The 20,803-nt window shown below is 72.6% G+C and carries 19 protein-coding genes; 9 read left to right on the top strand and 10 right to left on the bottom strand.

The features are described from left to right. Both npdG and FHX81_RS40560 read left to right on the top strand, forming a co-directional pair. Positions 1 to 669 carry an NADPH-dependent F420 reductase gene (gene npdG / locus FHX81_RS16385; protein WP_141978992.1) on the top strand — a complete coding sequence of 223 codons (669 nt, stop codon included), beginning with the start codon at positions 1 to 3 and terminating at the stop codon, positions 667 to 669. Continuing rightward, on the top strand, positions 669 to 1,433 hold the full coding sequence (locus tag FHX81_RS40560) for a helical backbone metal receptor (protein ID WP_170232072.1): 765 nt from the start codon (positions 669 to 671) through the stop codon (positions 1,431 to 1,433). Before npdG ends, FHX81_RS40560 begins: the two co-directional genes overlap by 1 nt. Here the strand turns inward: FHX81_RS40560 and FHX81_RS40555 are convergent. The 5 genes from FHX81_RS40555 to FHX81_RS16355 form a co-directional block, all read right to left on the bottom strand. Further along, the gene (locus FHX81_RS40555; RefSeq protein WP_170232071.1) at positions 1,423 to 2,532 is read right to left on the bottom strand and encodes a pentapeptide repeat-containing protein; all 1,110 of its coding nucleotides are present in this window, start codon (positions 2,530 to 2,532) and stop codon (positions 1,423 to 1,425) included. The genes FHX81_RS40560 and FHX81_RS40555 overlap by 11 nt on opposite strands. A gap of 265 nt (positions 2,533 to 2,797) precedes the next feature. Then, positions 2,798 to 3,736 (bottom strand): prolyl aminopeptidase, encoded by a 939-nt coding sequence (gene pip / locus FHX81_RS16370; RefSeq protein ID WP_211363497.1) that lies wholly within the window; start codon positions 3,734 to 3,736, stop codon positions 2,798 to 2,800. A gap of 34 nt (positions 3,737 to 3,770) precedes the next feature. Then, positions 3,771 to 5,024 (bottom strand): YcaO-like family protein, encoded by a 1,254-nt coding sequence (locus tag FHX81_RS16365; RefSeq protein WP_141978989.1) that lies wholly within the window; start codon positions 5,022 to 5,024, stop codon positions 3,771 to 3,773. A gap of 418 nt (positions 5,025 to 5,442) precedes the next feature. Then, a complete protein-coding gene (panB, locus tag FHX81_RS16360) occupies positions 5,443 to 6,297 on the bottom strand; it encodes a 3-methyl-2-oxobutanoate hydroxymethyltransferase (RefSeq protein WP_141978988.1) in 855 nt (284 codons plus the stop codon). A gap of 175 nt (positions 6,298 to 6,472) precedes the next feature. Continuing rightward, the gene (locus FHX81_RS16355; protein ID WP_246108259.1) at positions 6,473 to 7,279 is read right to left on the bottom strand and encodes an alpha/beta fold hydrolase; all 807 of its coding nucleotides are present in this window, start codon (positions 7,277 to 7,279) and stop codon (positions 6,473 to 6,475) included. Positions 7,280 to 7,311: 32 nt separating this feature from the next. Here FHX81_RS16355 and lysX point away from each other — a divergent pair, with 32 nt between their 5' ends. Beyond that, on the top strand, positions 7,312 to 10,572 hold the full coding sequence (gene lysX, locus FHX81_RS16350) for a bifunctional lysylphosphatidylglycerol synthetase/lysine--tRNA ligase LysX (protein WP_141978986.1): 3,261 nt from the start codon (positions 7,312 to 7,314) through the stop codon (positions 10,570 to 10,572). On the opposite strand, the gene FHX81_RS16345 is transcribed toward lysX, so the two are convergent. Next, on the bottom strand, positions 10,556 to 12,241 hold the full coding sequence (locus FHX81_RS16345) for a right-handed parallel beta-helix repeat-containing protein (protein WP_141978985.1): 1,686 nt from the start codon (positions 12,239 to 12,241) through the stop codon (positions 10,556 to 10,558). The two genes, lysX and FHX81_RS16345, sit on opposite strands and share 17 nt — an antisense overlap. Positions 12,242 to 12,297: 56 nt before the next feature. Between FHX81_RS16345 and FHX81_RS16340 the strand changes: the two genes are divergently transcribed. After that, positions 12,298 to 13,113 (top strand): TetR/AcrR family transcriptional regulator C-terminal domain-containing protein, encoded by an 816-nt coding sequence (locus tag FHX81_RS16340; protein ID WP_141983970.1) that lies wholly within the window; start codon positions 12,298 to 12,300, stop codon positions 13,111 to 13,113. Positions 13,114 to 13,153: 40 nt separating this feature from the next. Here the strand turns inward: FHX81_RS16340 and FHX81_RS16335 are convergent, their stop codons facing one another. Continuing rightward, the gene (locus tag FHX81_RS16335) at positions 13,154 to 13,903 is read right to left on the bottom strand and encodes an SDR family oxidoreductase (protein ID WP_141978984.1); all 750 of its coding nucleotides are present in this window, start codon (positions 13,901 to 13,903) and stop codon (positions 13,154 to 13,156) included. Positions 13,904 to 14,023: 120 nt separating this feature from the next. Here FHX81_RS16335 and FHX81_RS16330 point away from each other — a divergent pair, with 120 nt between their 5' ends. Then, positions 14,024 to 14,869: a helix-turn-helix transcriptional regulator gene (locus tag FHX81_RS16330; RefSeq protein WP_141978983.1), complete on the top strand. Its 846-nt coding sequence runs from the start codon at positions 14,024 to 14,026 to the stop codon at positions 14,867 to 14,869. Here the strand turns inward: FHX81_RS16330 and FHX81_RS16325 are convergent. Together FHX81_RS16325 and FHX81_RS16320 are read right to left on the bottom strand one after the other, a co-directional pair. Further along, positions 14,808 to 14,984, bottom strand: coding sequence for a DUF397 domain-containing protein (locus FHX81_RS16325; RefSeq protein ID WP_141978982.1), 177 nt, complete (start codon positions 14,982 to 14,984; stop codon positions 14,808 to 14,810). The genes FHX81_RS16330 and FHX81_RS16325 overlap by 62 nt on opposite strands. Next, entirely contained in the window at positions 14,981 to 15,811 is an 831-nt protein-coding gene (locus tag FHX81_RS16320) for a helix-turn-helix domain-containing protein (protein WP_141978981.1), read from the bottom strand. Before FHX81_RS16320 ends, FHX81_RS16325 begins: the two co-directional genes overlap by 4 nt. Positions 15,812 to 15,917: 106 nt before the next feature. On the opposite strand from FHX81_RS16320, the gene FHX81_RS16315 reads away from it, so the two are divergent. The 3 genes from FHX81_RS16315 to FHX81_RS16305 all read left to right on the top strand — a co-directional run bounded on the left by FHX81_RS16315 (position 15,918) and on the right by FHX81_RS16305 (position 17,445). Beyond that, the gene (locus FHX81_RS16315) at positions 15,918 to 16,130 is read left to right on the top strand and encodes a hypothetical protein (protein ID WP_141978980.1); all 213 of its coding nucleotides are present in this window, start codon (positions 15,918 to 15,920) and stop codon (positions 16,128 to 16,130) included. A gap of 74 nt (positions 16,131 to 16,204) precedes the next feature. Next, on the top strand, positions 16,205 to 16,486 hold the full coding sequence (locus FHX81_RS16310) for a DUF4287 domain-containing protein (RefSeq protein WP_141978979.1): 282 nt from the start codon (positions 16,205 to 16,207) through the stop codon (positions 16,484 to 16,486). 2 nt (positions 16,487 to 16,488) lie between these two features. Further along, positions 16,489 to 17,445 (top strand): RNA-binding protein, encoded by a 957-nt coding sequence (locus FHX81_RS16305; protein WP_141978978.1) that lies wholly within the window; start codon positions 16,489 to 16,491, stop codon positions 17,443 to 17,445. 3 nt (positions 17,446 to 17,448) lie between these two features. Here the strand turns inward: FHX81_RS16305 and FHX81_RS16300 are convergent, their stop codons facing one another. Further along, the gene (locus FHX81_RS16300; RefSeq protein WP_141983969.1) at positions 17,449 to 18,996 is read right to left on the bottom strand and encodes an alpha/beta hydrolase; all 1,548 of its coding nucleotides are present in this window, start codon (positions 18,994 to 18,996) and stop codon (positions 17,449 to 17,451) included. Between the two features lie 88 nt (positions 18,997 to 19,084). Between FHX81_RS16300 and FHX81_RS16295 the strand changes: the two genes are divergently transcribed. Continuing rightward, the gene (locus tag FHX81_RS16295) at positions 19,085 to 20,800 is read left to right on the top strand and encodes an NAD+ synthase (protein ID WP_141978977.1); all 1,716 of its coding nucleotides are present in this window, start codon (positions 19,085 to 19,087) and stop codon (positions 20,798 to 20,800) included. Positions 20,801 to 20,803 lie beyond the last annotated feature (3 nt).

Genomic DNA, 20,803 nt, shown 5'->3' with positions numbered 1-20,803 from the left:
GTGACTGATATTCGTGAGCTCACCGTCGGGGTCCTGGGTGGTACCGGTGCGCAGGGCAAGGGCCTGGCGCTGCGGTGGGCCAAGGCGGGCTTGAAGGTCGTCATCGGCTCCCGCAACGCCGAACGCGCCGAGGCCGCGGCCGAGGAGGTCCGCGCCCAGGCCGGGGTCGGGCACGTCAGCGGCGCGGACAACGAGGGCTGCGCCGAGCAGGCGGACGTCGTGCTGATCGCCGTGCCGTGGGACGGGCACGCGGACACCGTGGCGTCGCTGCGCGAGCCGCTGCGCGGCAAGGTCGTGATCGACTGCGTGAACCCGCTCGGCTTCGACAAGCAGGGTCCGTTCGCGCTTCCGGTGCCGGAGGGCAGCGCCGCGCAGCAGGCCGCCGCGCTCCTGCCGGACTCCCGCGTCACGGCCGCGTTCCACCACGTGTCCGCGGTCAACCTGGCCGACCTGTCGATCGAGACGGTCGAGAACGACGTGCTGGTCCTCGGTGACGACCGCGAGGCCACCGACCTGGTGCGCGCGCTGGCCGGGACGATCCCGGGCTTCCGCGGCGTCTACGGCGGCCGGTTGCGCAACGCCCACCAGGTGGAGGCGTTCACCGCGAACCTGATCGCGATCAACCGCCGGTACAAGGCGCACGCCGGCCTGAAGATCACCGACATCTGATGCTGCCGGTCGACGACCTCGGCGAGCCGGTGCCGCTGCCCGGCCCGCCGAGGCGCGTGGTCAGCCTGGTGCCGTCGCTCACCGAAGCCCTGGTCACCGAGGCCGTCGACCCGGCCGTGCTGATCGGTGCCACGGACTACTGCACGCACCCACCGGACCTGGACGTGACCCGGGTGGGTGGTTCCAAGTACCCGGAGGTGGACCGGGTGCTGGCGCTGCGGCCGGACCTCGTGCTGGCCAACAGCGAGGAGAACCGCCCGGAGGACGTCGAACGCCTGCGCGCCGACGGCATCCCGGTGTGGGTCACCGCCGCACCCGCCACCGTGCCGGCGGCGCTGGGCAGCCTGCGCCGCCTGCTCGGCACGGCGTGGGACGTGGAGCCGGGCTGGCTGGTGGAGGCCGAACGGCTGTGGCGCGACGTGACGCCACCGTGGGCGCGGGCCGTGATCCCGGTGTGGCGCAAACCGTGGGTGGTCCTGGGCCGCGACACGTTCGCCGGCGACGTCCTGCTGCGCCTGGGCGTGCTGAACACCTTCGCCACCCACCCGGACCGCTACCCCCGGCCGGAGCTGCCCGGGATGCAGGACGCCGACCTGGTCGTCCTGCCCGACGAGCCGTACCTGTTCACCCCGGACGACGGCCCCCAGTTCTTCCCCGACCTGCGCCCGGTGCACGTCTCCGGCCGCCACCTGACCTGGTACGGCCCCTCCCTGGTGCCGGCACGTGCCGCCCTGGAAGCCGCGCTCGAACCCCTCAAGCCCTGAAGAACCGCTCACCTGCCGACGCCGGCAGAACCTCCCACGCGTGGTCCGGCAGGGACGCCCCGCTGAACGTCGCCGGTCCGGCGAACGACGCCCCGTCGAAGGAAGCCACGCCGGTGAACCCGGCCGCGGCGAAATCGGCCGACCCCCCGAACGACACGGCGTCGAACACGGCGGCCCCGGCGACCGACGTCCCGCGGAACGAGGCGTTCGCGGCGAACGACGTCCCGGTGAAGTCGGCGTTGCCGGCGAACGACGCGTCGCTGAACCAGCCGACCTTGGCGAACGACGTCCCGGTGAAATCGGCGTCCCCGGTGAACGCCGCCCTGGTGAAGTCGGCGCCACCGATGAACGAAGCCCTGGCGAAGGTGGTGTGGCGCAGCCGGCAGGAGCTCAGGTCGAGGCCGATCAGAACTCCGCCGGACAGGTCGAGGTCCATGTCCGCCCAGTGGGGGTCACCGGCACCGCGCAGATGGGTGGTGAGGATGCGTTGGGCGGTGAGGCGGACTTCGCGTTCCTGCAAGCGCGTGTCGCGAAGCGCGCGGTCCTCCTCCTCACCGGGCGGGGGGTAGGGCATCCGCAGGTAGGCGCACAGGAGGTTGACCACCGTCTGGCGTTGCCCCGGGTTCTCCTGGGCCAGGCGCTCCAAGGCGTAGAGGCCGGCCAGCCGGACCGGGGCCTTGTCCGAGCCGAGCTGTTCGCTCGCCTTCGTGTACAGCTCGGTGACGCGGCGCGCGGCAGCGTCGTTCTCCGCTGCGGCGGCCACGCGTTCGGCGTGCAACCGGTTGGTCTCGGCGACCCGCTCGGTGTGCGCTTGGGCGCGTTCGCGCTGGGAGAGTTCCAGCTCCTGGGTGCGTTGGCGGCGGGCCGCCAGGTAGAGCGCGAACAGCCCGCCGCCGACGGCGATGCCGGAAGCGGTCTTGACGGCGTCCAGCTGCGCGGTCGCCCGCTTGCCCGCGTCGGCCAGGGCCAGGCCGTCGATCCACCGCCAGAGCGCCCACAGCGTCACGCCGGACACGACGAGCACGACTCCGGCGACGATCGGGACCGTCCAACGGGGCAGCGGTGGCCGGGACGGGTGCGGGGGGTTCGGGTCGCTCATCGCACGATGATCGGTGCGGCACCCCGCCCGGTTCCCAGGAACCGCTCGGCGACCACCTGACCGTGGAACGTCTGCCCGGTCGGCGTGGAACCGCAGCGCGGGTGGAACCCCCGGCCCGCCCGTCCCCGGCACCCACGGCACGGTCACGCGGTCCCGGCCGCGGCGGAGGCTTCGGTGGAGAACGCCTCGACGGCGAACCGCCCGCAATCCCGACCCTGAGACCGGTCACGGGCGGGCCCGCCCGTCCAAGCGGCGGTGGGCCGGATCACCTGAACCGGTCGGTGGCGGCCAGCAGCGCCCGCAGGACGCCCGGTTCGTCGAACGCGTGACCGCCGTCCGGCACGATCACCAGCTCCGACCCCGGCCACGCCCGGTGCAGGTCCCAGGCGGTCGTGGCCGGGGTGGCCAGGTCGTAGCGGCCCTGGACGATCACGCCCGGGATGCCCGCGAGCTTGCCCGCGTCACGCAGCAACTGCCCCTCCTCGAACCACCCGCCGTGGCGGAAGTAGTGGTTCTCGATCCGGGCGAACGCCACCGCGTACCGGGGTTGCGCGAACGCCTCCGCCAGCTCCGGCCGCGGCAACAGGGTCACGGTCGAGCCCTCCCACACGCTCCACGCCACGGCGGCCGGTTCGTGCACGGCCGGGTCCGGGTCGTTCAGCAGCCGGTGGTAGGTCTCGATCACGTCCGCGCCCGGCGGCACGAGCGCGGCCACGCGTTCCCACGGCTCCGGGAACAACATGCCCGCCCCGCCGCCGTAGTACCAGTCGAGTTCCTTGCGCCGCAACGTGAAGATGCCCCGCAGCACCAGCTCGGTGACGCGGTCCGGGTACGTCTCGGCGTAGGCCAGCGCCAACGTCGACCCCCACGACCCGCCGAACACCTGCCACCGGTCCACGCCCAGGTGCTCGCGCACCTTCTCCAGGTCCGCCACGAGGTGCCAGGTGGTGTTGGTGGTCAGGTCCGAGCCGGGCTCGGACGCGTGCGGGAGCGACCGGCCGCAGCCCCGCTGGTCGATCAGCACGATCCGGTACGCGGCCGGGTCGAACAGCCTGCGGTGCACGGGCGCGCAGCCGCCGCCGGGGCCGCCGTGCAGGAACACCACCGGCTTGCCGTAGGGGTTCCCGCAGACCTCCCAGTAGACGCGGTTGCCGTCGCCGACGTCGAGCAGGCCTTGGTCGTACGGTTCGATCTCGGGGTACATGCGCCCCACTCTGCCCGAGAACCGGGGGAGTGGATCACCGGCGGGTGCGGTGGTCCCTCCCGCGTCGTCCGGGCAGCACGGGCACCCCGTCGGTGACGAGCATGAAGCGCTCCAGCCCCGGCACGCACACGTTGAGCACGGCCAGGTGCCCGGTGACGTGCCGCGGCCAGCCGTAGGCGCGGTACCCGGCCAGGTCCAGGCAGCGCAGCAGGACGTCCAGGTGTTCGCGGGGCGTGGCGGGCGCGTCGGTGTCGGTGAACGCGACGGGCCGGACCGCGCCGGCGGCGGTCAGGTCGGCCAGGTGGCAGCGGTGCAGTGCCGGGTGGTCGGTGGTGCGCGGGACGCGCCCGGCCCGGGGGTCGGCTTCGTGGGTGGCGATGCTGTGGACCTGGATCAACTCGGTCAGCGCGCGTTCGGCGGCGTAGCGGGCAGACAGAGACGCCCCGCACCCGCGCACGCGTGCGGCTCGGCCCGGCGGCGCGGGCGTGTGGGCCCAGTAGGCGGGCACGCCGAGGTCGGTGGTCATGTCGACCAGGTGCACGGGCCCGCCGAGCAGGTCCGCGGCGCGGCGGTGCAGCGCGGCGAGGTCGTCGGGCAGGGTCGCGGGGCGGACGACGTGCAGCGGCGCGGGCCGGCGGGCCAGGAAGCGCGCGATGAGCAGCAGCGACATCGCGTCGCGCTCGATGATCTCGTTGATCGCGTGGACGGCGGCCTCGACGGGCGTGGTGCCCGCGGCCCAGCCGCTGTTCAGCGAGTAGCGGCGAGCGGCCGCGTAGTCGTAGGTGTCGCCGAGCGCGGCCCGCGCGTCGGCGTGGTGGTCGGCGACGTGGTCGGGCGAGGACAGGAACACCGGCAGGGCGCGTTCGGCGTCGTCGAGCAGGTCCCGGTAGGGCAGGCACGCCAGCGGCCGGTCCGGTCCGGCGGCGAGCAGCGCGAGCGCGGCGTCGTCGGCCAGGCCGGCGGCGGCCTCGTGCGCGCCGATCACCCGGACGTGGCGCGGGGGCAGGTTCCGGCTCAGGTGGTGCTCCAGCGCTTCGAACACCGCGCCCACCCGCGCCGCCCCGGTGGCACCCTTGCCGGAGCCGTCACCGCCGAGAACGGGTCGGTCGTCGCGCCGCAGGACGCACCGCCACGCGCCGGGGTCGTCGGCGGGCACGGGCGTCAGGTGGGCGGTCAACCCGAGTTCGGCGACCGCGGCGCACCCGTGCGACCAGGCTCGGGCCAGGTCCACCGCCCGTTCGCCGGACTGCGCGCGCTCGGCCCCGGTGCCGAACAGGACTTGCGACATGGCTGTTCCTCCGACGACGAGGGCGACCCGCAGCGGCCACAGCGGCTACCTGGGGCACGGCGACTGCGGCCGGTGCGCGGGTGGAGGCGCCTCACCACGGCCCCCACCCGCGCACCGCGCGGGGCTAGCTCGCGACCTGCGGCGTCTCGTCCTCGATCTCGGCCAGTTCCTGCTGCTCGGCGTCGGTCAGGGACACCCTCTCGTCGTCGTCGCTGAACACATCGGTGAAACCCATGGCGGATCTCCGTTCGTGATGGCCTGGGGAGCACGGGCCGCTCCCACCCCGCGCAGGACTACCCCCGAGCCGGTCGGACCGACGACTTCGACCCCATCGGGCGACGACCACCCCACGGGCTTCACCGGAACGAGAACGCCGCGCCGACCCGAGTGGGCCGGCGCGGCGCGGTACCTCGAACGATCAGTGGAACGTGTGCTCGGGACCGGGGAACCGGTGGCCCTTGACCTCGGCCGCGAACTGCTCCGCCGCCGACTTCATCACGCCGGCCACGTCGGCGTACCGCTTCACGAACCGCGGCGCGCGCCCGCGGCGCAGCCCCATCATGTCCTGCCAGACCAGCACCTGCGCGTCGGTGTCCGGACCGGCGCCGATGCCGACGGTCGGGATCGCCAGGTCGTGCGTGATCTGCTTGGCGACCTCGCTGGTCACCATCTCCAGCACCACGGCGAACGCGCCCGCGGCCTCGACGGCGCGCGCGTCCTCGACCACCGAGTCGAAGGCGTCGTTGCGCCCCTGCACCCGGTAGCCGCCGAGCTGGTGCTCGCTCTGCGGGGTGAACCCGATGTGCGCCATGACCGGGATGCCCGCCCGCACGATGGCCTCGATGTGCGGTGCGAAGTGCTTCCCGCCTTCGAGCTTCACCGCGTGCGCGCGGCCTTCCTTCATGAACCGCACGGCCGTCGCCACGGCCTGCTCCACCGACACCTGGTAGGAGCCGAACGGCAGGTCGGCCACGACCAGCGCCCGCTTGACCGACCGCGTCACGCCCCGGACCAGCGGGAGCAGCTCGTCCACGGTCACCGGCAGCGAGGTGTCGTAGCCGTAGACGTTGTTGGACGCGGAGTCGCCGACCAGCAGCACCGGGATGCCCGCCTCGTCGAAGAGCTCCGCGGTGTACATGTCGTAGGCGGTGAGCATGGGCCACGGCTCGCCGCGTTCCTTCATCTCCCGCAGGTGGTGGATGCGCACCTTCTTGCCGGTGGGGGCGCTGCCCGCCCCGTTCCCGTAGGGCGCGGTTACCTCTGGCGAGGTCATCGTCGACCGTCCTCCCTCGGGGCCTGCTCCGTCGCGGGTCCCCGGGCCTTGTTGCACGGTTACCCGCCCAGCGTGACACCGACCCGGGGGTATTTGCGCGTAGTGCGAGTAGCTTCACACGGCACGGCTCGCCGCGTGGTCCCGCGGGATCGGGCGGGCACCATGTCCTGGCCGCTCAGGAGCCGCGTAACGCGGTGAGCACGGCCAGCGCCACCGCGTCGGGGCGGTCCACCGGCACCATGTGTCGGCTGCCCGGCACCAGCGCGGTGCGCCCGGTCGGGCTCATGGCGGCCAGCGCCCGGTGCGCGGCGCTCGCCCGCCGTCCGGGCGTGAGCACGGTCAGCGGCACGTCGGGCAGCGGCCGGAACGCCCGCAGCCGCTCCACCGCCCCCACCTGCGCCGGGTACGACGCCAGCTCGTCCAGCACGGCCCGCGCCACCGACGGCCGCCCGTAGACCGACCGCACCCGCGCCGGTGCCACCGGGTCACGCCGCCCGAGCGTCGACCCGCGCATGGCCCACCGCCGCAGCCGCAGGCCCTGAGCTGCCACGACGGGGTCCAGCCCGGCCCGCAGCACCCACCGCGCCACCGCCGCGGGCAGGTCGAACGGCCGCCCCGCGCCGGGCACCTCCGGGTCGGGGTCGACCAGCACCAGCCCGCGCACCCGCTCCGGCCGCAGCCGGGCCCACGCCTCGACGTGCAGCGACGCCATCGAGTGCCCCACCAGCACCGCCGGCGGCCGCCCGGCCAGCACCGCGTCCAGCACGGCGACCTCGCGGGCCAGCGTCGCGGGCGCCGCCGCGGGCTCGGACCACCCGGTGCCCGGCCGGTCGAACACCAGCACGTGCGCGTCGGGCAGCAACGCCACCACCGCGTCCCAGTCGAACCACGCGCCGCCCAGCGCCGAGCTGAGCACCGCGGTGGGCCCGTCGACCCGTCCGGACGTCCGCACGTGCACGAGTCCGGCGAGTGAGGCGACCATGGTGGACAACCGGAACCTCCTGGGAGTGCGTCGTGGCGGTGGCCAAGTGGAAGTGGCGGACGGCGGGCGTGGTCGCGACCGTCGTCCAGGCGGCGGCCGCGGCATCGCTGCTGCTGTTCCTGCTCGACGAGGAGTCCGACCTCGCCAAGGGCATTCTCCGGGTCTCCTACCTGCTCGGCCTGCCCGTGGAGGCGAACCTCTTCATCGCCCTCGTGCTGGTGGTGCTCGGTGCCGCGCTGCGCAGGCGCAAGAGAGCCGCCCTGTGGGCGTTGCTGCTGTTCCAGGTGCTCAACGCGGGTGTCGTGGTGCTCCTCATCATCCGCTTCTGGCTCGACCCGGCGCCCTTCCTCGGCCCCGACGAGTCACCGGACCGGGTGCGGGTGACCATCGACCTCGGCAGTTTCGTCGTCGTCACGGTCGCGGTCATCGTGCTGCTGCTCGCGGTCAAGGACGCGTTCCCGGCCGAGCTGGCGGCCGGTGCCTGGCGGCAGACGCTCGTCGTCCTGCTCGGCGGGATCGTGGCGTTGTCGCTGCTCGGCTGGGGTCTGACCGAGCTGTTTCCGGGGCACCTGCACGGCACGTGGCACCGGTTGGCGTGGGCGGCGAACCAGATCACCGGTGAGGTGCTGCCGCAGCGCCGCGGTGGCGAGGGCCCGGCGTGGCTGAGCGTCCTGCTCGGGTTCGGGGGCACGCTCGTGGCCATCGCCGCGTTGCGGGTGTTCTTCCGCGGCGTGCGGTCGAGCCGGTCGCTGGACGACGCCGAGGAACTGGCCGTGCGGCGGCTGCTGGCGGCGCACGGCGAGCCGGACTCGCTGGGCTACTTCGCCACCCGCCGCGACAAGAGCGCGGTGTTCGCCCCGGACGGCCGGGCGGCGCTCACCTACCGGGTGCTCGCCGGCACGGCGCTGGTCAGCGGCGACCCGATCGGGGACGAGGAGGCGTGGCCGCAGGCGGTGGACGCGTGGCTGGCCGAGGCACGGCGGTACGGCTGGCTGCCGGGCGTGCTGGGTGCGAGCGAACGCGGGGCGCACGTGTACGCGGCGGCGGGCCTGAAGGCGCTGGAGATCGGCGACGAGGCCGTGCTGGACGTGCGCGAGTTCACCCTGACCGGCCCGGAGCGCAAGGCCGTGCGGCAGGCGGTGAGCCGGGTGGAACGCGCCGGGTACACCGCCCGCGTGCGGCGGCACGCCGAGGTGCCGGCCGACGAACTGGCCTCGATCCTGGACCTGGCGCAGCGGTGGCGGGGCGCGGCGACCGAGCGCGGCTTCTCGATGGCGCTGGGCAGGCTGGGCGACCCGACCGACGGCCGGTGCGTGATGGTCGAGGCCTACGACGCGCACGGCGAGCTGCGCGGCCTGCTGTCGTTCGTGCCGTGGGGCAGGCGCGGGCTGTCGCTGGACCTGATGCGCCGCGACCGCGCCGCGGAGAACGGCCTGAACGAGTTCATGGTGGCCGAGCTGGTGGCCGCCGCCCCGCGGTTGGGCGTGCAGCGCGTATCGCTGAACTTCGCCATGTTCCGCGCGGTGTTCGAGGAGGGCGCGCGGATCGGCGCGGGCCCGGTGCTGCGGACCTGGCGCGCCGTGCTCGGCCTCGCGTCCCGGTTCTTCCAGCTCGAATCGCTGTACCGGTCCAACGCCAAGTACGGCCCGGAGTGGTTGCCCCGCTACCTGTGCTTCACCCGGGCCCGCCACCTGCCCCGGGTGAGCGTCGCGGCGGGTGTGGCCGAGGGGTTCGTGCCGAGCCTGCGGTCGCTGTTCCAGCGCGGTTCGTCGCGTGCGCTGCGCTCCGGGACGGCCGGCTCGGGTTTCGCCGCCGCGGTCGCCGAGATCGACGCGATCAAGGTCGAGCCCAAGCAGGTCCGCCGCCCGGAGCAGGTGCGTGTCCGCATCGCCAAGCTCGACCGGCTGCGCGCCGACGGCATCGACCCGTACCCGGTGAACTACCCGCGCGACCACTCCCTGGCCGAAGCCCGCGCACGCCTCGGGGAGACCGTGTCGGTGACCGGCCGGGTCGTGGCGCTGCGCGAGCTCGGCGGCCTGTGCTTCGCCCGGGTCCGCGACTTCACCGGTGAGGTGCAGCTCATGCTGGACGCCTCCCGCGTGGACCTGACCGCGTGGAAGGCGGGGGTGGACCTCGGCGACCACGTGGGCGTGCGCGGCGAGGTGATCCGGTCCAAGCGGGGCGAGCTGTCCGTGCTGGCCGACGGGTGGACGGTGACGGCGAAGTGCCTGCACCCGCTGCCGGACAAGCGCAAGGGCATGTCCGACCCGGAGGCCCGGGTCCGCCGGCGGTACCTGGACCTGGTGGTGAACGACGACTCGGCGCGGATGCTGCGGCTGCGCAGCGACGTCGTGCGCGCCGTCCGCGACTTCCTGCACGACCGCGGCTACCTCGAAGTCGAGACGCCGATGCTCCAGACCGTGCACGGCGGCGCGAACGCCCGGCCGTTCGTCACCCACATCAACGCCTACGACATGCGCATGTACCTGCGCATCGCGCCCGAGCTGTACCTGAAGCGGCTGTGCGTGGCGGGCGTGGACCGGGTGTTCGAGCTGAACCGCAACTTCCGCAACGAGGGCGCGGACGCCTCGCACAACCCCGAGTTCACCATGCTGGAGGCCTACCAGTCCTACGCCGACTACACCACGATGCTGCACCTCGTGCGGGAACTCGTGCAGCACGCCGCCGTGGCCGCGCACGGCCGCCGCGTGGCCGTGCGCGACGGCGTGGAGGTCGACATCTCGGGGGAGTGGCCGGTCGTCCCGGTCCACTCCGCCGTGTCCGCGGCCTTGGGCACGACCGTGACGCCCGACACGCCGTCGGCGGAGCTGCGGTCGTTGCTGGCCGGCCGCGGCATCGAGCCGAACGACGACGCCGACCACGGCGCGCTGGTGCAGGAGGCGTACGACGAGCTGGTCGAGCCGAACACCGTCGAGCCGACCTTCTACACCGACTTCCCGACCTCGGTCTCGCCGCTGACCCGGCAGCACCGTGCCGATCCCCGCCTGGCCGAACGGTGGGACCTGGTGGCGTTCGGGGCGGAGATCGGCACGGCCTACTCGGAGCTGACCGACCCGCTGGAGCAGCGCCGCAGGCTGGAGGCGCAGTCGTTGCAGGCGGCCAGCGGCGACATCGAGGCGATGGAGCTGGACGAGGACTTCCTGGTCGCGCTGGAGCACGGCATGCCGCCCACCGGCGGTCTCGGCCTGGGCGTGGACCGGGTGCTGATGATGCTCACCGGCACGTCGATCCGGCAGACCGTGCTGTTCCCGTTCGTCAGGCCCGTGTCGTGAGCAGCCCGGCGCGGGCCCGGATGGCGGCGGTGGCGGCGGCGAACCCGGCCGGGTCGGCGATGGTGGTGTTGCCCTCGTACGTGACGCCGTCCGGCACGGCGTCGCTGCCGACGGGGTCCGCGTCGAAGAAGTTGCCGCGGTAGGCGACGTGCTCCAGCGGCGGGTGGACGTGCAGGACGGCGGTGTTGTCGGCGCGGGTGACGACGTTCCCCTCGACCTCCACCCACGTGGCCCCGTAGTCGGTGTAGAGCCCGAAGTTGTACGGCGTGCGCGTGTCCTCGATGACGTTCCCGCTGATCACGGCCCCGTTGGCGGGTGAGTCGCCCTGCGGGCCGGACAGGTAGACGCCGCCGCCGTCGGCCAGCACCCCCATGGTCGAGGTGACCAGGTTGCGCGTGATGCGGGTGCCGCCGCGCGACGGTCCGGCGACGATCCCGTTGTGCGGCACGTCGTGCACGTGGTTGTGCGTGATCACGCCGTCCTCGGTGTCCAGGAACGCGATGCCGGCCGAGCCGGAGTGGTCCAGCCCGACGTGCCCGACGAGGTTGTCCTCGACCAGCGCCTGCCGCGTGCCGGTGACGGAGATGGCAGAGGCGGCGAGGGTGTCGAAGTCGCAGCCGCGCACCACCAGGTCCGCGCCGCCGGTCGCGCCGAGCCCGGTCGCGCCCAGCCTGGTGAACCGGCAGCCCTCGAACCGCACGCCGGTCGTCCCGTGCAGCTGCACGGCGGCGGGGATCCGCGCCGGCTCCTCGGGCACGGTCAACCACGCGCCCTCGGCCACGTCGACCCGCCCGATCGCGCCGCCGTCGTGGAAGCCGTTCGCGTGGTAGTGCAGGAACCCCCGGCCGCCGCCCGGCCGCAGCCACGTGGTGTCGGCGAACGTCAGGCCCCGGAACGCCACGTCCCGCACGCCGGTGGCCCGCACCAGCACCTCCAGGACGGGGGCGACGACGTGCGGTTCGGCCTCGTCCGGGCGCGGGAGGTAGTGCAGGACGTGCCGCGCGCGGTCCAGCGCGAACGTGCCGGGGGTCAGGAACGCGGGGTCGTTCTCGACCCGGGTCGGCTCGGGCAGGCCGGTCGAGCGGTGGCCGTCCCACTCGGAGTTGTAGACGTCCCGCGCCCAGTCGAACGCGGGTTGCGCCATCGTGATCTCGCCGTCGGGCGTGGCGGACGCGACCGCCGAGCGCGCTTCGGACCACGGGTAGACGCCCCGGTGCACGAACTCGACGCCCGCCGGGCTCCGCCAGTCCAACGCGGCGTCCGTGGCGTAACCGGTGTCGGTGCGGCGCACGGTGCCGGGCAGCCCGTCCACGCCCGCGCGCTCGACCCGCCGTCCGTCCACCACGAGGTGCCGGGTGACGAGGTCGCCGACCTCGGACAGCCACACCCCGTCCGGGTCCCGCTGCCCGGTGAGCACCCGCCCGCCGCTGATCACGGCGTCCTCCCGGGCGTCGGTGCCGAAGCCGAACGCCTGGTAGACGACGCGGGAATCGTCCTCGGTCAGCTCGAACGGCTCGGTGAGCACGTGCGTGCCCGCCCGCAGGTGCACGGTGACGTCACCGCCCGCCGCACGGGCCGCGCGGCGGGCGTGCTCCAGTGTGCGGAACGGGCGGTCGGCGGTGCCCTCGGCGGAGTCGTCCCCGGCAGGAGAGACGTGGAAGTCGGTCATGAACAGCCCCCAAGGTGTTTATGGCGTAAACACAAAAGGTATAGCATGGAGGCGTGATGGGGAAAGCGGGCGATCCCGACCGCTCGGTCGAGCTGCTGTGGGGCGGCCGGCCGGGGCTGAGCCTGGAGGCGGTCGTCGGCGCGGCGGTCGAGGTGGCCGACGCCGAGGGGCTGGCCGGGCTGTCGATGCGCAAGGTCGCCGAACGGCTGGGCTTCACCACCATGTCCCTGTACCGGCACGTGCCCGGCCGCGAGCACCTGGTCGACCTGATGCGTGACGCCGTGCTGGGCGACCCGCCACCGTCGACGGGTGCCGAGTGGCGCACCGAGCTGGAGGCGTTCGCCCGGCACGCCTGGGAACTGCGGAAACGGCACCCGTGGCTGGCCGAGGCGAGGGGGCGGCACGTGCCGGGGCCCAACGCGCTGGCCCACTACGAGCACGCGCTGGGCATCGTCGCCGGCACCGGTCTCCCGCCGGCCGAGGTGGTCGCGGCGGTGACCCTGGTCGGCCGGTTCGTGGACGCCGAGGCGTCCGCCCTGGTCGAGGCGGCCCGGGTGGAGCGCGGCACCGGCGTGAGCGACGAGCAGTGGTGGGGTGAGCGGGACGCGTTGTTCGCCCGCTTCGACCGCTACCCGGTGCTGACCGGGCTCTGGGAGGCGGGCGGCTTCGACCAGCCGGTCGACCCGTTCGAGTTCGGCTTGTCGCGGCTGCTGGACAGCATCGAGCTGCTCGTCCAGAAGCGTGATGTAAAGCGTGATGAAACCTGTCGGGTGTGTGGCGCTCCGGTGGCGCAGCCCGCCTCCGGCCGACCCCGCGCGTACTGCTCGCGAGCGTGCCAGCAACGCGCCTACCGCCACCGCCGGTCGACCTGAGCCGCCCACCCCCCCCGACGAGGTGGGCGGCTCACCGACGTCAGACCTGCACGGTCGGCAGCACCACGAGCTGCCGCAGGTTCACGTGCTTCGGCCGGCTGGTGGCGAACCCGACCACGTCACCGATGTCCGCCGGGTTCAGCGGCGGCATCTCCGCCCGCCACTGCGCCAGGTGCGCCGACACGTCCGGGTTGTCGATGTGGTCGGCCAGCTCGCTGTGCACGAGACCGGGCTCGACGTTCGTCACCCGCACGCCCCGCGGCCCCAGCTCCGTGCGCAGGTTCGCCGACAGGTGCGTCACGGCGGCCTTGGTGGCCGTGTAGACGGCGTAGTTCGGGAACGTCAGGTGCGCGCCGATGGACGAGATGTTCACCAGGTCGGCGGTGCCGGTCGCACCGGCCTCGACCAGGTCCGCGGTGAACGCCTTGGTCACGTTCAGCAGGCCCTTGAGGTTCGTGTCGATCATCCGGTGCCACTCGTCGTCGCGGCCGTCGGCGATGGGGTTCGCGAGCATCACGCCCGCGTTGTTCACCACCAGGTCGACCCGGCCGAAGGCGGTGTGGACCGCCTCCACGGCCTCGGTGAGGTCGCCGGTCACGTCGGCGGCGACGGCGAGCGCCTGCCCGCCCTCGGCGGCGATCTTCCCGGCCAGCTCGGTGAGCCGGTCGGCCCGGCGGGCCAGCAGCGCGACCTTCGCCCCGGACCGGGCGAGGACGAGCGCGATCTCGGCCCCGATGCCGCTCGCGGCACCGGTGACAACGGCAGTGCGGTTGTTCAGGTCGTAGGTCATGGCAACAACATTGGCCCTGGTCGCGACCCGGACATGAGGTGCTGGTCCACCTGTGGGACGGCGTTCCCTAGGTCTGGCAGTACCCAGGCTCCGCGGGTGCGGCGCGGCCATACTGGGTGGGTGAACCACGACCTCGGCGAATTCCTCCGCAGCCGCCGGGCTCGCGTGCGCCCGGACGACGTGGGCCTGCCCGGTGGCGGTCGGCGCCGCGTCCCCGGCCTGCGCCGCGAGGAGCTGGCGATGTTGGCGGGCGTCAGCGTGGACTACTACATGCGCCTGGAGCAGGGCCGCACGCCCGCCGTCTCGGACGCGGTGCTCGACGCCGTGGCCCGCGTGCTGCGCTTGGACGAGACCGAGCGCGCCCACCTGCGCAACCTGGTCCGCCCCGCGCCGTCGAGACGCCCCGCGCCCCAACGCGTCCGGCCGGGCTTGCGGCGGCTGCTCGACATGATGGACGACGTGCCCGCGTTCGCGATGGGCCGCCGCGCCGAGGTCCTGGCCTACAACCCGCTGGCCGACGCCCTGTACGGCTTCGGCGACCTGCCGGCGGAGGAGCGCAACTGCGCCAAGCAGACGTTCCTGTGGCCCGAGGCCCGCACGTTCTACCGCGACTGGCCCTCCGTCGCCAACGACATGGTGGCGTTCCTCAGGCTCGACGCGGGCCGGTACCCGGACGACGCGCGCCTGGCCGCGTTGGTGGGGGAGCTGTCGGTGAAGGACGAGACGTTCCGCAAGCTGTGGGCGCAGCACAAGGTGCTGGAGAAGACCCACGGGGTCAAGCTCATCCACCACCCGGTGGTCGGCGACCTGGACCTCGACTACGAGACCCTGCGACCGTCCGGCGACCCGGACGTGGTGCTGGGGGTCTACACCGCTCGCGTGGGCTCACCCACCGAGGAGCGCCTCAAGCTCCTCGCGAGCTGGTCCGCAGAGCTGTCAAGAACGCCTTCAGAGCAGCAGGCCTGAACTCCAGCACGGGCCCGTCGGCGTTCTTCGAGTCCCGCACGGCGTCGAGTCCGGCCCGCAGCTCGACGCAATCGCCACCGCTGTTACCGCTGTAGCTGCTCTTCCGCCACGTCATGCCTCAACGCTATCAAGCAGGTCGGTGACCGAGACCGCCACGAGTTCCCGGAAAACGGCTTCGTAGTGGGAGATCCGGCTCTCCTCGTCCACCAGCAGCCCGTCGGTCAACGTCTCCACGTACACGGTCTTGGCGCGGTCCCCGGACGGCGTGAGGATCATGAAGGGGAAGTAGAGCGCGCTCGTCAGGCCCACGCTGTCCGGAATGATCCGGATGGTGATGTGCGGCAACCGGGACAGCGTCTTGAGGTGCTGCAACTGCTCGAACCGGGTCTCCGGCGACCCGACCGGGGCCCGCAGCACCGACTGCCTGATCACCAGCGTGTAGTCCGGCGGGTTCGGCCCGGTCAACCGCGCCTGCCTGGCCATCCTCGCCTGCACCAGGTGCTCGACCTCGGTGGGGTGCAGCGCCGAGTTGGTCTCGATCACCGCTCGCGCGTACGCCTCGGTCTGCACCAGCCCGTGCAGCAGGTCCGGTCGGTAGAGCTCGATCTTCCGCGCGGTCTCCTCGGTGTTGAAGAACTTCCGCAACCGGTCCGGGATCGCCGCGCCCCAAGGAGTTTTCGGCCTGCGCCGCCGAGCTTCCTCGCCGAGGTGGACGAGGTCGGCCCGCTCCTCGCCCTCGACTCCGAACAGGTCCAGCAAGGCGGCCAGCTCCAGCGGCGGCACCGACGTGTCACCGCGCAGGATCGTGCCGACCTTCGACACCGAGCAGCCCAAGGTCCGCATGATGTCCGCCCGGTCCTTGCCGCTGCGCCGCATGAGTTCTTTGAGGCGCTCGGCGAGTCGTGCGCGGTAGTCGGTCGGGCTCTGACCGCTGGTGGTCATGGGTCTCCTCGCTTGATCACCGCCAGTCTGCCCGAGCCCGCGCGGCCATCCAGTCACCCGGTCAGGCGACTATTCAACCTGAGCGCTCAGGTTTAGCGTCTCGCTTATGACTGGTGAAGAGCGTGAGTTGGTGGCGGAAGAGGCTCCGCGCCTGTTCGCCGTGGTGGAGCGGGTGCCGGAGCTGCACGTGGCGGCCTGGGGCCTGGAATTCGAGGACGGCGCGCAAGTCGTGTCCGAGGACGGCAGCCTCCGGATGAGCCTGCAAGGTCCGGAGAGCTGCCTGCACCTGTTCAAGGGCTCGGAGCTGCTCTGGATCTAGGCCGACAATAAAACTTGTCAAGACAGGAAGAGTTGTCCTAGGCTGGCCGCACACCGACGAACGAGGAGCAGGCCATGTCCTTCCAGGCGTACCTGGACACCATCGAGCGCAAGACCGGCAAGACGCCGGCCGAGCTGCTGGCCGAGGCGGGCGAGCGCGGGTACGACGCGACCACCAAGGCAGGCGTCGTCCTCCAGTGGCTGAAGGACGACTACGACCTGGGCCGCGGTCACGGCATGGCGCTGTACCACGTGCTCAAGAACGGCACCACGATCAGCGACAAGCACGTCGGCGGCACCGGCGCGCACCGGGACGACTCCGCGACCCTGCGCGTGGACGGCCTGGCCAACCGCTGATCATGTCCCTGCCGCACGTCTTCCGGATCACCAAGTACGACCCCGCCGACCGCGACGAACACGGTCACTACAACGGTCCCGAGGACATCACCAGCGACCACGGTGCCGTGGAAGCGGCCTACCTGTCCGCCGCGGACGCCTTCGCGCGAGCCACCGGCGTCCACCGCTTGACCGTTCGCGATCCGCACGTCACGGGCCTGGTCCACTTCGGCGCCGAGGCGCCGATCGAGGGGCACGGCCTGGCCGGGCTGTTCCCGCCGGACCTGACCGGCTACCACGACGGCGCGGAGGTGTCCCTGGACACCGGCCTCGAGCTGGTGCGGGTCATGCTCCGCGACAACGGCGCGTGGTGCCGGTTGGAAGTGGAGGGGAGGTTCTTCGTCCACGTCGGCTACGACCAGTACATGTACGTCGGCAGCGCCGAGCCCTGCGACGAGGCGGTTGGCCGCACCGAGTCCCTCGGACTGTTCCCGGAACGGTTGGACTCGTCCCCGTACGACCCGTCGTACGACGTGCCCGCACCGCAGCGCCCGGCCGACGACGCCTTCTGGGCCGAGTTGACCGGGCTCGCCGCCGGTCGCGGCGCGGTGGTCCTGGAGGAGGGGTACGTGGGGAACGCCTCCCGGTGGCACCGCCTCACCGCCGCCGACGTCGGCGCGGTCCGGGCCCGGCTCACGCCCCGGGCCCGGCTGCTCGTGTGGCCCGACCTCGACCACGACGTCGCCGCCGTGCTCCGCGACCTACCGGAGGAAGGCAGGTCCGACCTCGTCTGGGAGCACCCGGACGGTCGGATCACCTCGTGCACCGTCGACGAGGAGGACTACCCGCGGTTGCCCGCACAGCTCGCCGGAGCACGCGCGGCGATGGCCATCTCCGTCTACTCGCACGAGCGGCACCCGCTGCTCACCGCCGTGCTTCCCGACGCCGACGGCGTCCTGCGCGCCCGGTGGGAAGCCTGACGGTCAGGAGCAGCGCGTCCCCTCCGGCGGCAGCGTCAGCTCCACCAGGTACGCGTGCCCGGCCTCGTCCACGCACTCGTTGCCGTGGAAGTAGACGGTGTGCTGGTTGCCCTCGAACGTCAGCAGCCCGCCACCCAGCTCCTTCGCCAGGCTGACCCCGGCCTCGTACGGCGTGGCCGGGTCGCCGGTGGTGGAGATGACCAGCACCGGGGGCAGGCCGGACACCGGCTTGTGCTCCTGCACGCTCGGCGGCACGGGCCAGAACGCGCACGCGTCCAGCGCCGCGCCCGGCGGCTGGCCGTCGTCCAGGAACGGCGCGGCCGCCTTGTACCGCCGCGCCACGTCGTTCAGCACGTTCTTGTCGGTCACGCGCGGCTCGTCCACGCACTTCACCGCCACGAACGCGTCCGTGATCGTGGAGTACCGGCCTTCCTTGTCCCGGTCGAAGTAGTTGTCGGCCAGCAGCATCAGCACGTCACCGCGGTTGTTCTTCAGCTCGGTCAACCCGGTGTTGAGCGGCGCCCACAGCTCCTCCGAGTACATGGCCTGGATGGCACCGGTGATCGCGTCGTTGTACGACAGCTTCCGGTCCCTGACCGCCACCGGCCGCTGCACGAGCGGCAGCGTCAGGTCCCGGAACGCCTGGTTCGCCTTCGCCGGGTCGGTGCCCAGCGCGCAGTCCTGCCTCTTCGCGCACCACGCGGCGAACGCGTCGAACGCCTTCTGGAACCCCGCGCCCTGCGCGATCAGCGACTCGACCTGGTTCTGCGTCGGGTCCACCGCGCCGTCGAGCACGAGCGCCCGCACGTTGCCCGGGAACGCCTGCGCGTAGGCCGCGCCGATGTGCGTGCCGTAGGAGTACCCCAAATAGGTCAACTTCTCGTCGCCGAGCGCGGACCGCATGACGTCGAGGTCGCGCACGACGTCCCGGGTGCCGACGTTGGCCAACACGTCGACCCCGGTCATCGAGGCGCACTTGTCGGCGTAGGCCTTGTTCTCCGCCTCGGTCTGCGCCAGGCCCGCCGGTGACGTGTCGATGTCGTCGTCGAGCCGGTCGGCGTCCCGTTCGGCGTCGGTCAGGCACTTGATCCGCGGTTCGCTCGCCCCGATGCCGCGCGGGTCGAACCCGATCAGGTCGAACCGCTCACCCACCGGTGTCGACTTCACCTGCGTGCCCATGCCCGCCGCCGCCGCCATGCCGGACGCGCCGGGACCACCGGGGTTGATGATGAGCGAACCGATCCGGTCACCGCTCGCGGCCTGCCTGAGCAGCCCGACCTTGATCGTCCGGTCTCCGGGCCGGGTGTAGTCGAGGGGCACTTCGAGCCGGGCGCACTCGATCGACTTCTTGTTCTTGAACAGCGACGTCGTGGTCCCGGTGGTGGCGTAGGGCGCGCAGTCCTCCCAGGCGAGCTGCTGGCCGTAGAACCGCTCCAACCCGGCGGGCACGGCGCCGGCCGGTCCTCTTTGCTCCAGCGCCGTCCCGGCGGTGGGCGACCCGGACAGCACGCTCGTGCACGAGGCGAGGAGCGGCAGGGCGAGGAACAGCATCATCGGACGGCGCACGTCCCCGATCGTAGGTGTGACTCGTGGGACACAACGGCCGCCAAGGCCGCTCCGGGTGAGCGAGAATGCCCTCATGCCACAGCTCCGACTCGCCCTCGCCCAGGTCAACGCCTGTGTCGGCGACCTGGCGGGCAACACCGAACTGGTCGTCGAGTGGTCCCGCAAGGCCGTGGAGGCGGGCGCCCACCTCGCGGTCTTCCCCGAGATGGCGCTGACCGGCTACCCGGTCGAGGACCTGGCGCTGCGCGTGTCCTTCGCGGAGGCGTCCAAGGAGGCGCTGACCGCGCTGGCGTCCCGCCTGGACGACGAGGGCTGCGGCGAGCTGGCGGTGTTCGTCGGCTACCTCGACCGCGACGAGCGCGGCATGCGCAACACCGCCGCCGTGCTGTTCCGGGGCCGGGTCGTCGCCCGCCAGCACAAGCACCACCTGCCGAACTACGGCGTGTTCGACGAGCGCCGCTACTTCACGCCCGGCGACGAGCTGGACGCCGTGCGCGTGCACGGCGTCGAGGTCGGCATGGTGATCTGCGAGGACCTGTGGCAGGACGGCGGTCCGATCGCCGCGCTCGGCGAGGCGGGCGTGGACCTGGTGGTCTCGCCGAACGCGTCGCCGTACGAGCGCAAGAAGGACGACGCCCGGCTGCCGCTGGTCGCGCGGCGCGCGGTCGAGGCGCGCGCGCCGCTGGCGTACGTGAACCTGATCGGCGGGCAGGACGAGCTGGTGTTCGACGGCGACACGATGGTGGTCGGCGCGGACGGCTCGCTGATCACGCGCGCGCCGCAGTTCGTCGAGCACTTGGTCGTGCTGGACCTCGACCTGCCGGGCGGCGCGCCGCGCACGGAAGGCGCGTACGGCGGGTTCACGGTCAACCGCCGCACCCTGACCCACGACCCGCTGCCGGCCTACGAGCCGCTGCCCGTGCCGCAGTCCGCCGAGCCGCTGTCGGACGAGGCGGAGGTGTGGCACGCGCTCGTCACCGGCCTGCGCGACTACGTGCACAAGAACGGCTTCCGGTCGGTCGTGCTCGGGTTGTCGGGCGGCATCGACTCGGCGGTCGTGGCCGCGCTGTCGGTGGACGCCCTGGGCGCCGACCACGTGTACGGCGTGTCGATGCCGTCGGTGTACTCGTCGGACCACTCGAAGTCCGACGCCCACGACCTGGCCCAGCGCACCGGCTGCCACTACTCGGAGCAGCCCATCGCGGACATGGTCGGCGTGTTCGTGGACCAGCTCGGGCTGACCGGGCTCGCCGAGGAGAACGTCCAGGCGCGGTGCCGCGGCGTCACGCTGATGGGGCTGTCGAACCAGCACGGCCACCTGGTGCTGGCCACCGGCAACAAGACCGAGCTGGCCGTGGGCTACTCGACCATCTACGGCGACGCGGTCGGCGGGTTCGCGCCGATCAAGGACGTGCTCAAGACGCTGGTGTGGGACTTGGCGCGGTGGCGCAACGCCGAGGCGGAGAAGCTGGGCGAGCTGCCGCCGATCCCGGAGAACTCGATCACCAAGCCGCCGTCGGCCGAGCTGCGCCCCGGCCAGGTCGACACCGACTCGCTGCCCGACTACGAGCTGCTCGACTCGGTGCTGGACGACTACGTCGAGGGCGACAAGGGCTACCGCGACCTGATCGCGATGGGCTTCACGCACGAGCTGGTCGACAAGGTGCTGCGCATGGTGGACAAGGCCGAGTACAAGCGCCGCCAGTACCCGCCGGGCACGAAGATCACCTTCAAGGCGTTCGGGCGGGACCGCAGGCTGCCGATCACCAGCGGCTGGCGCGAGGGCTGAGCG

This window comes from Saccharothrix saharensis, assembly GCF_006716745.1.
GTDB classification, from domain to species: domain Bacteria; phylum Actinomycetota; class Actinomycetes; order Mycobacteriales; family Pseudonocardiaceae; genus Actinosynnema; species Actinosynnema saharense.
Note: the sequence above shows the minus strand (reverse complement) of the source record. Positions and strands in the feature narration are given on the sequence as shown.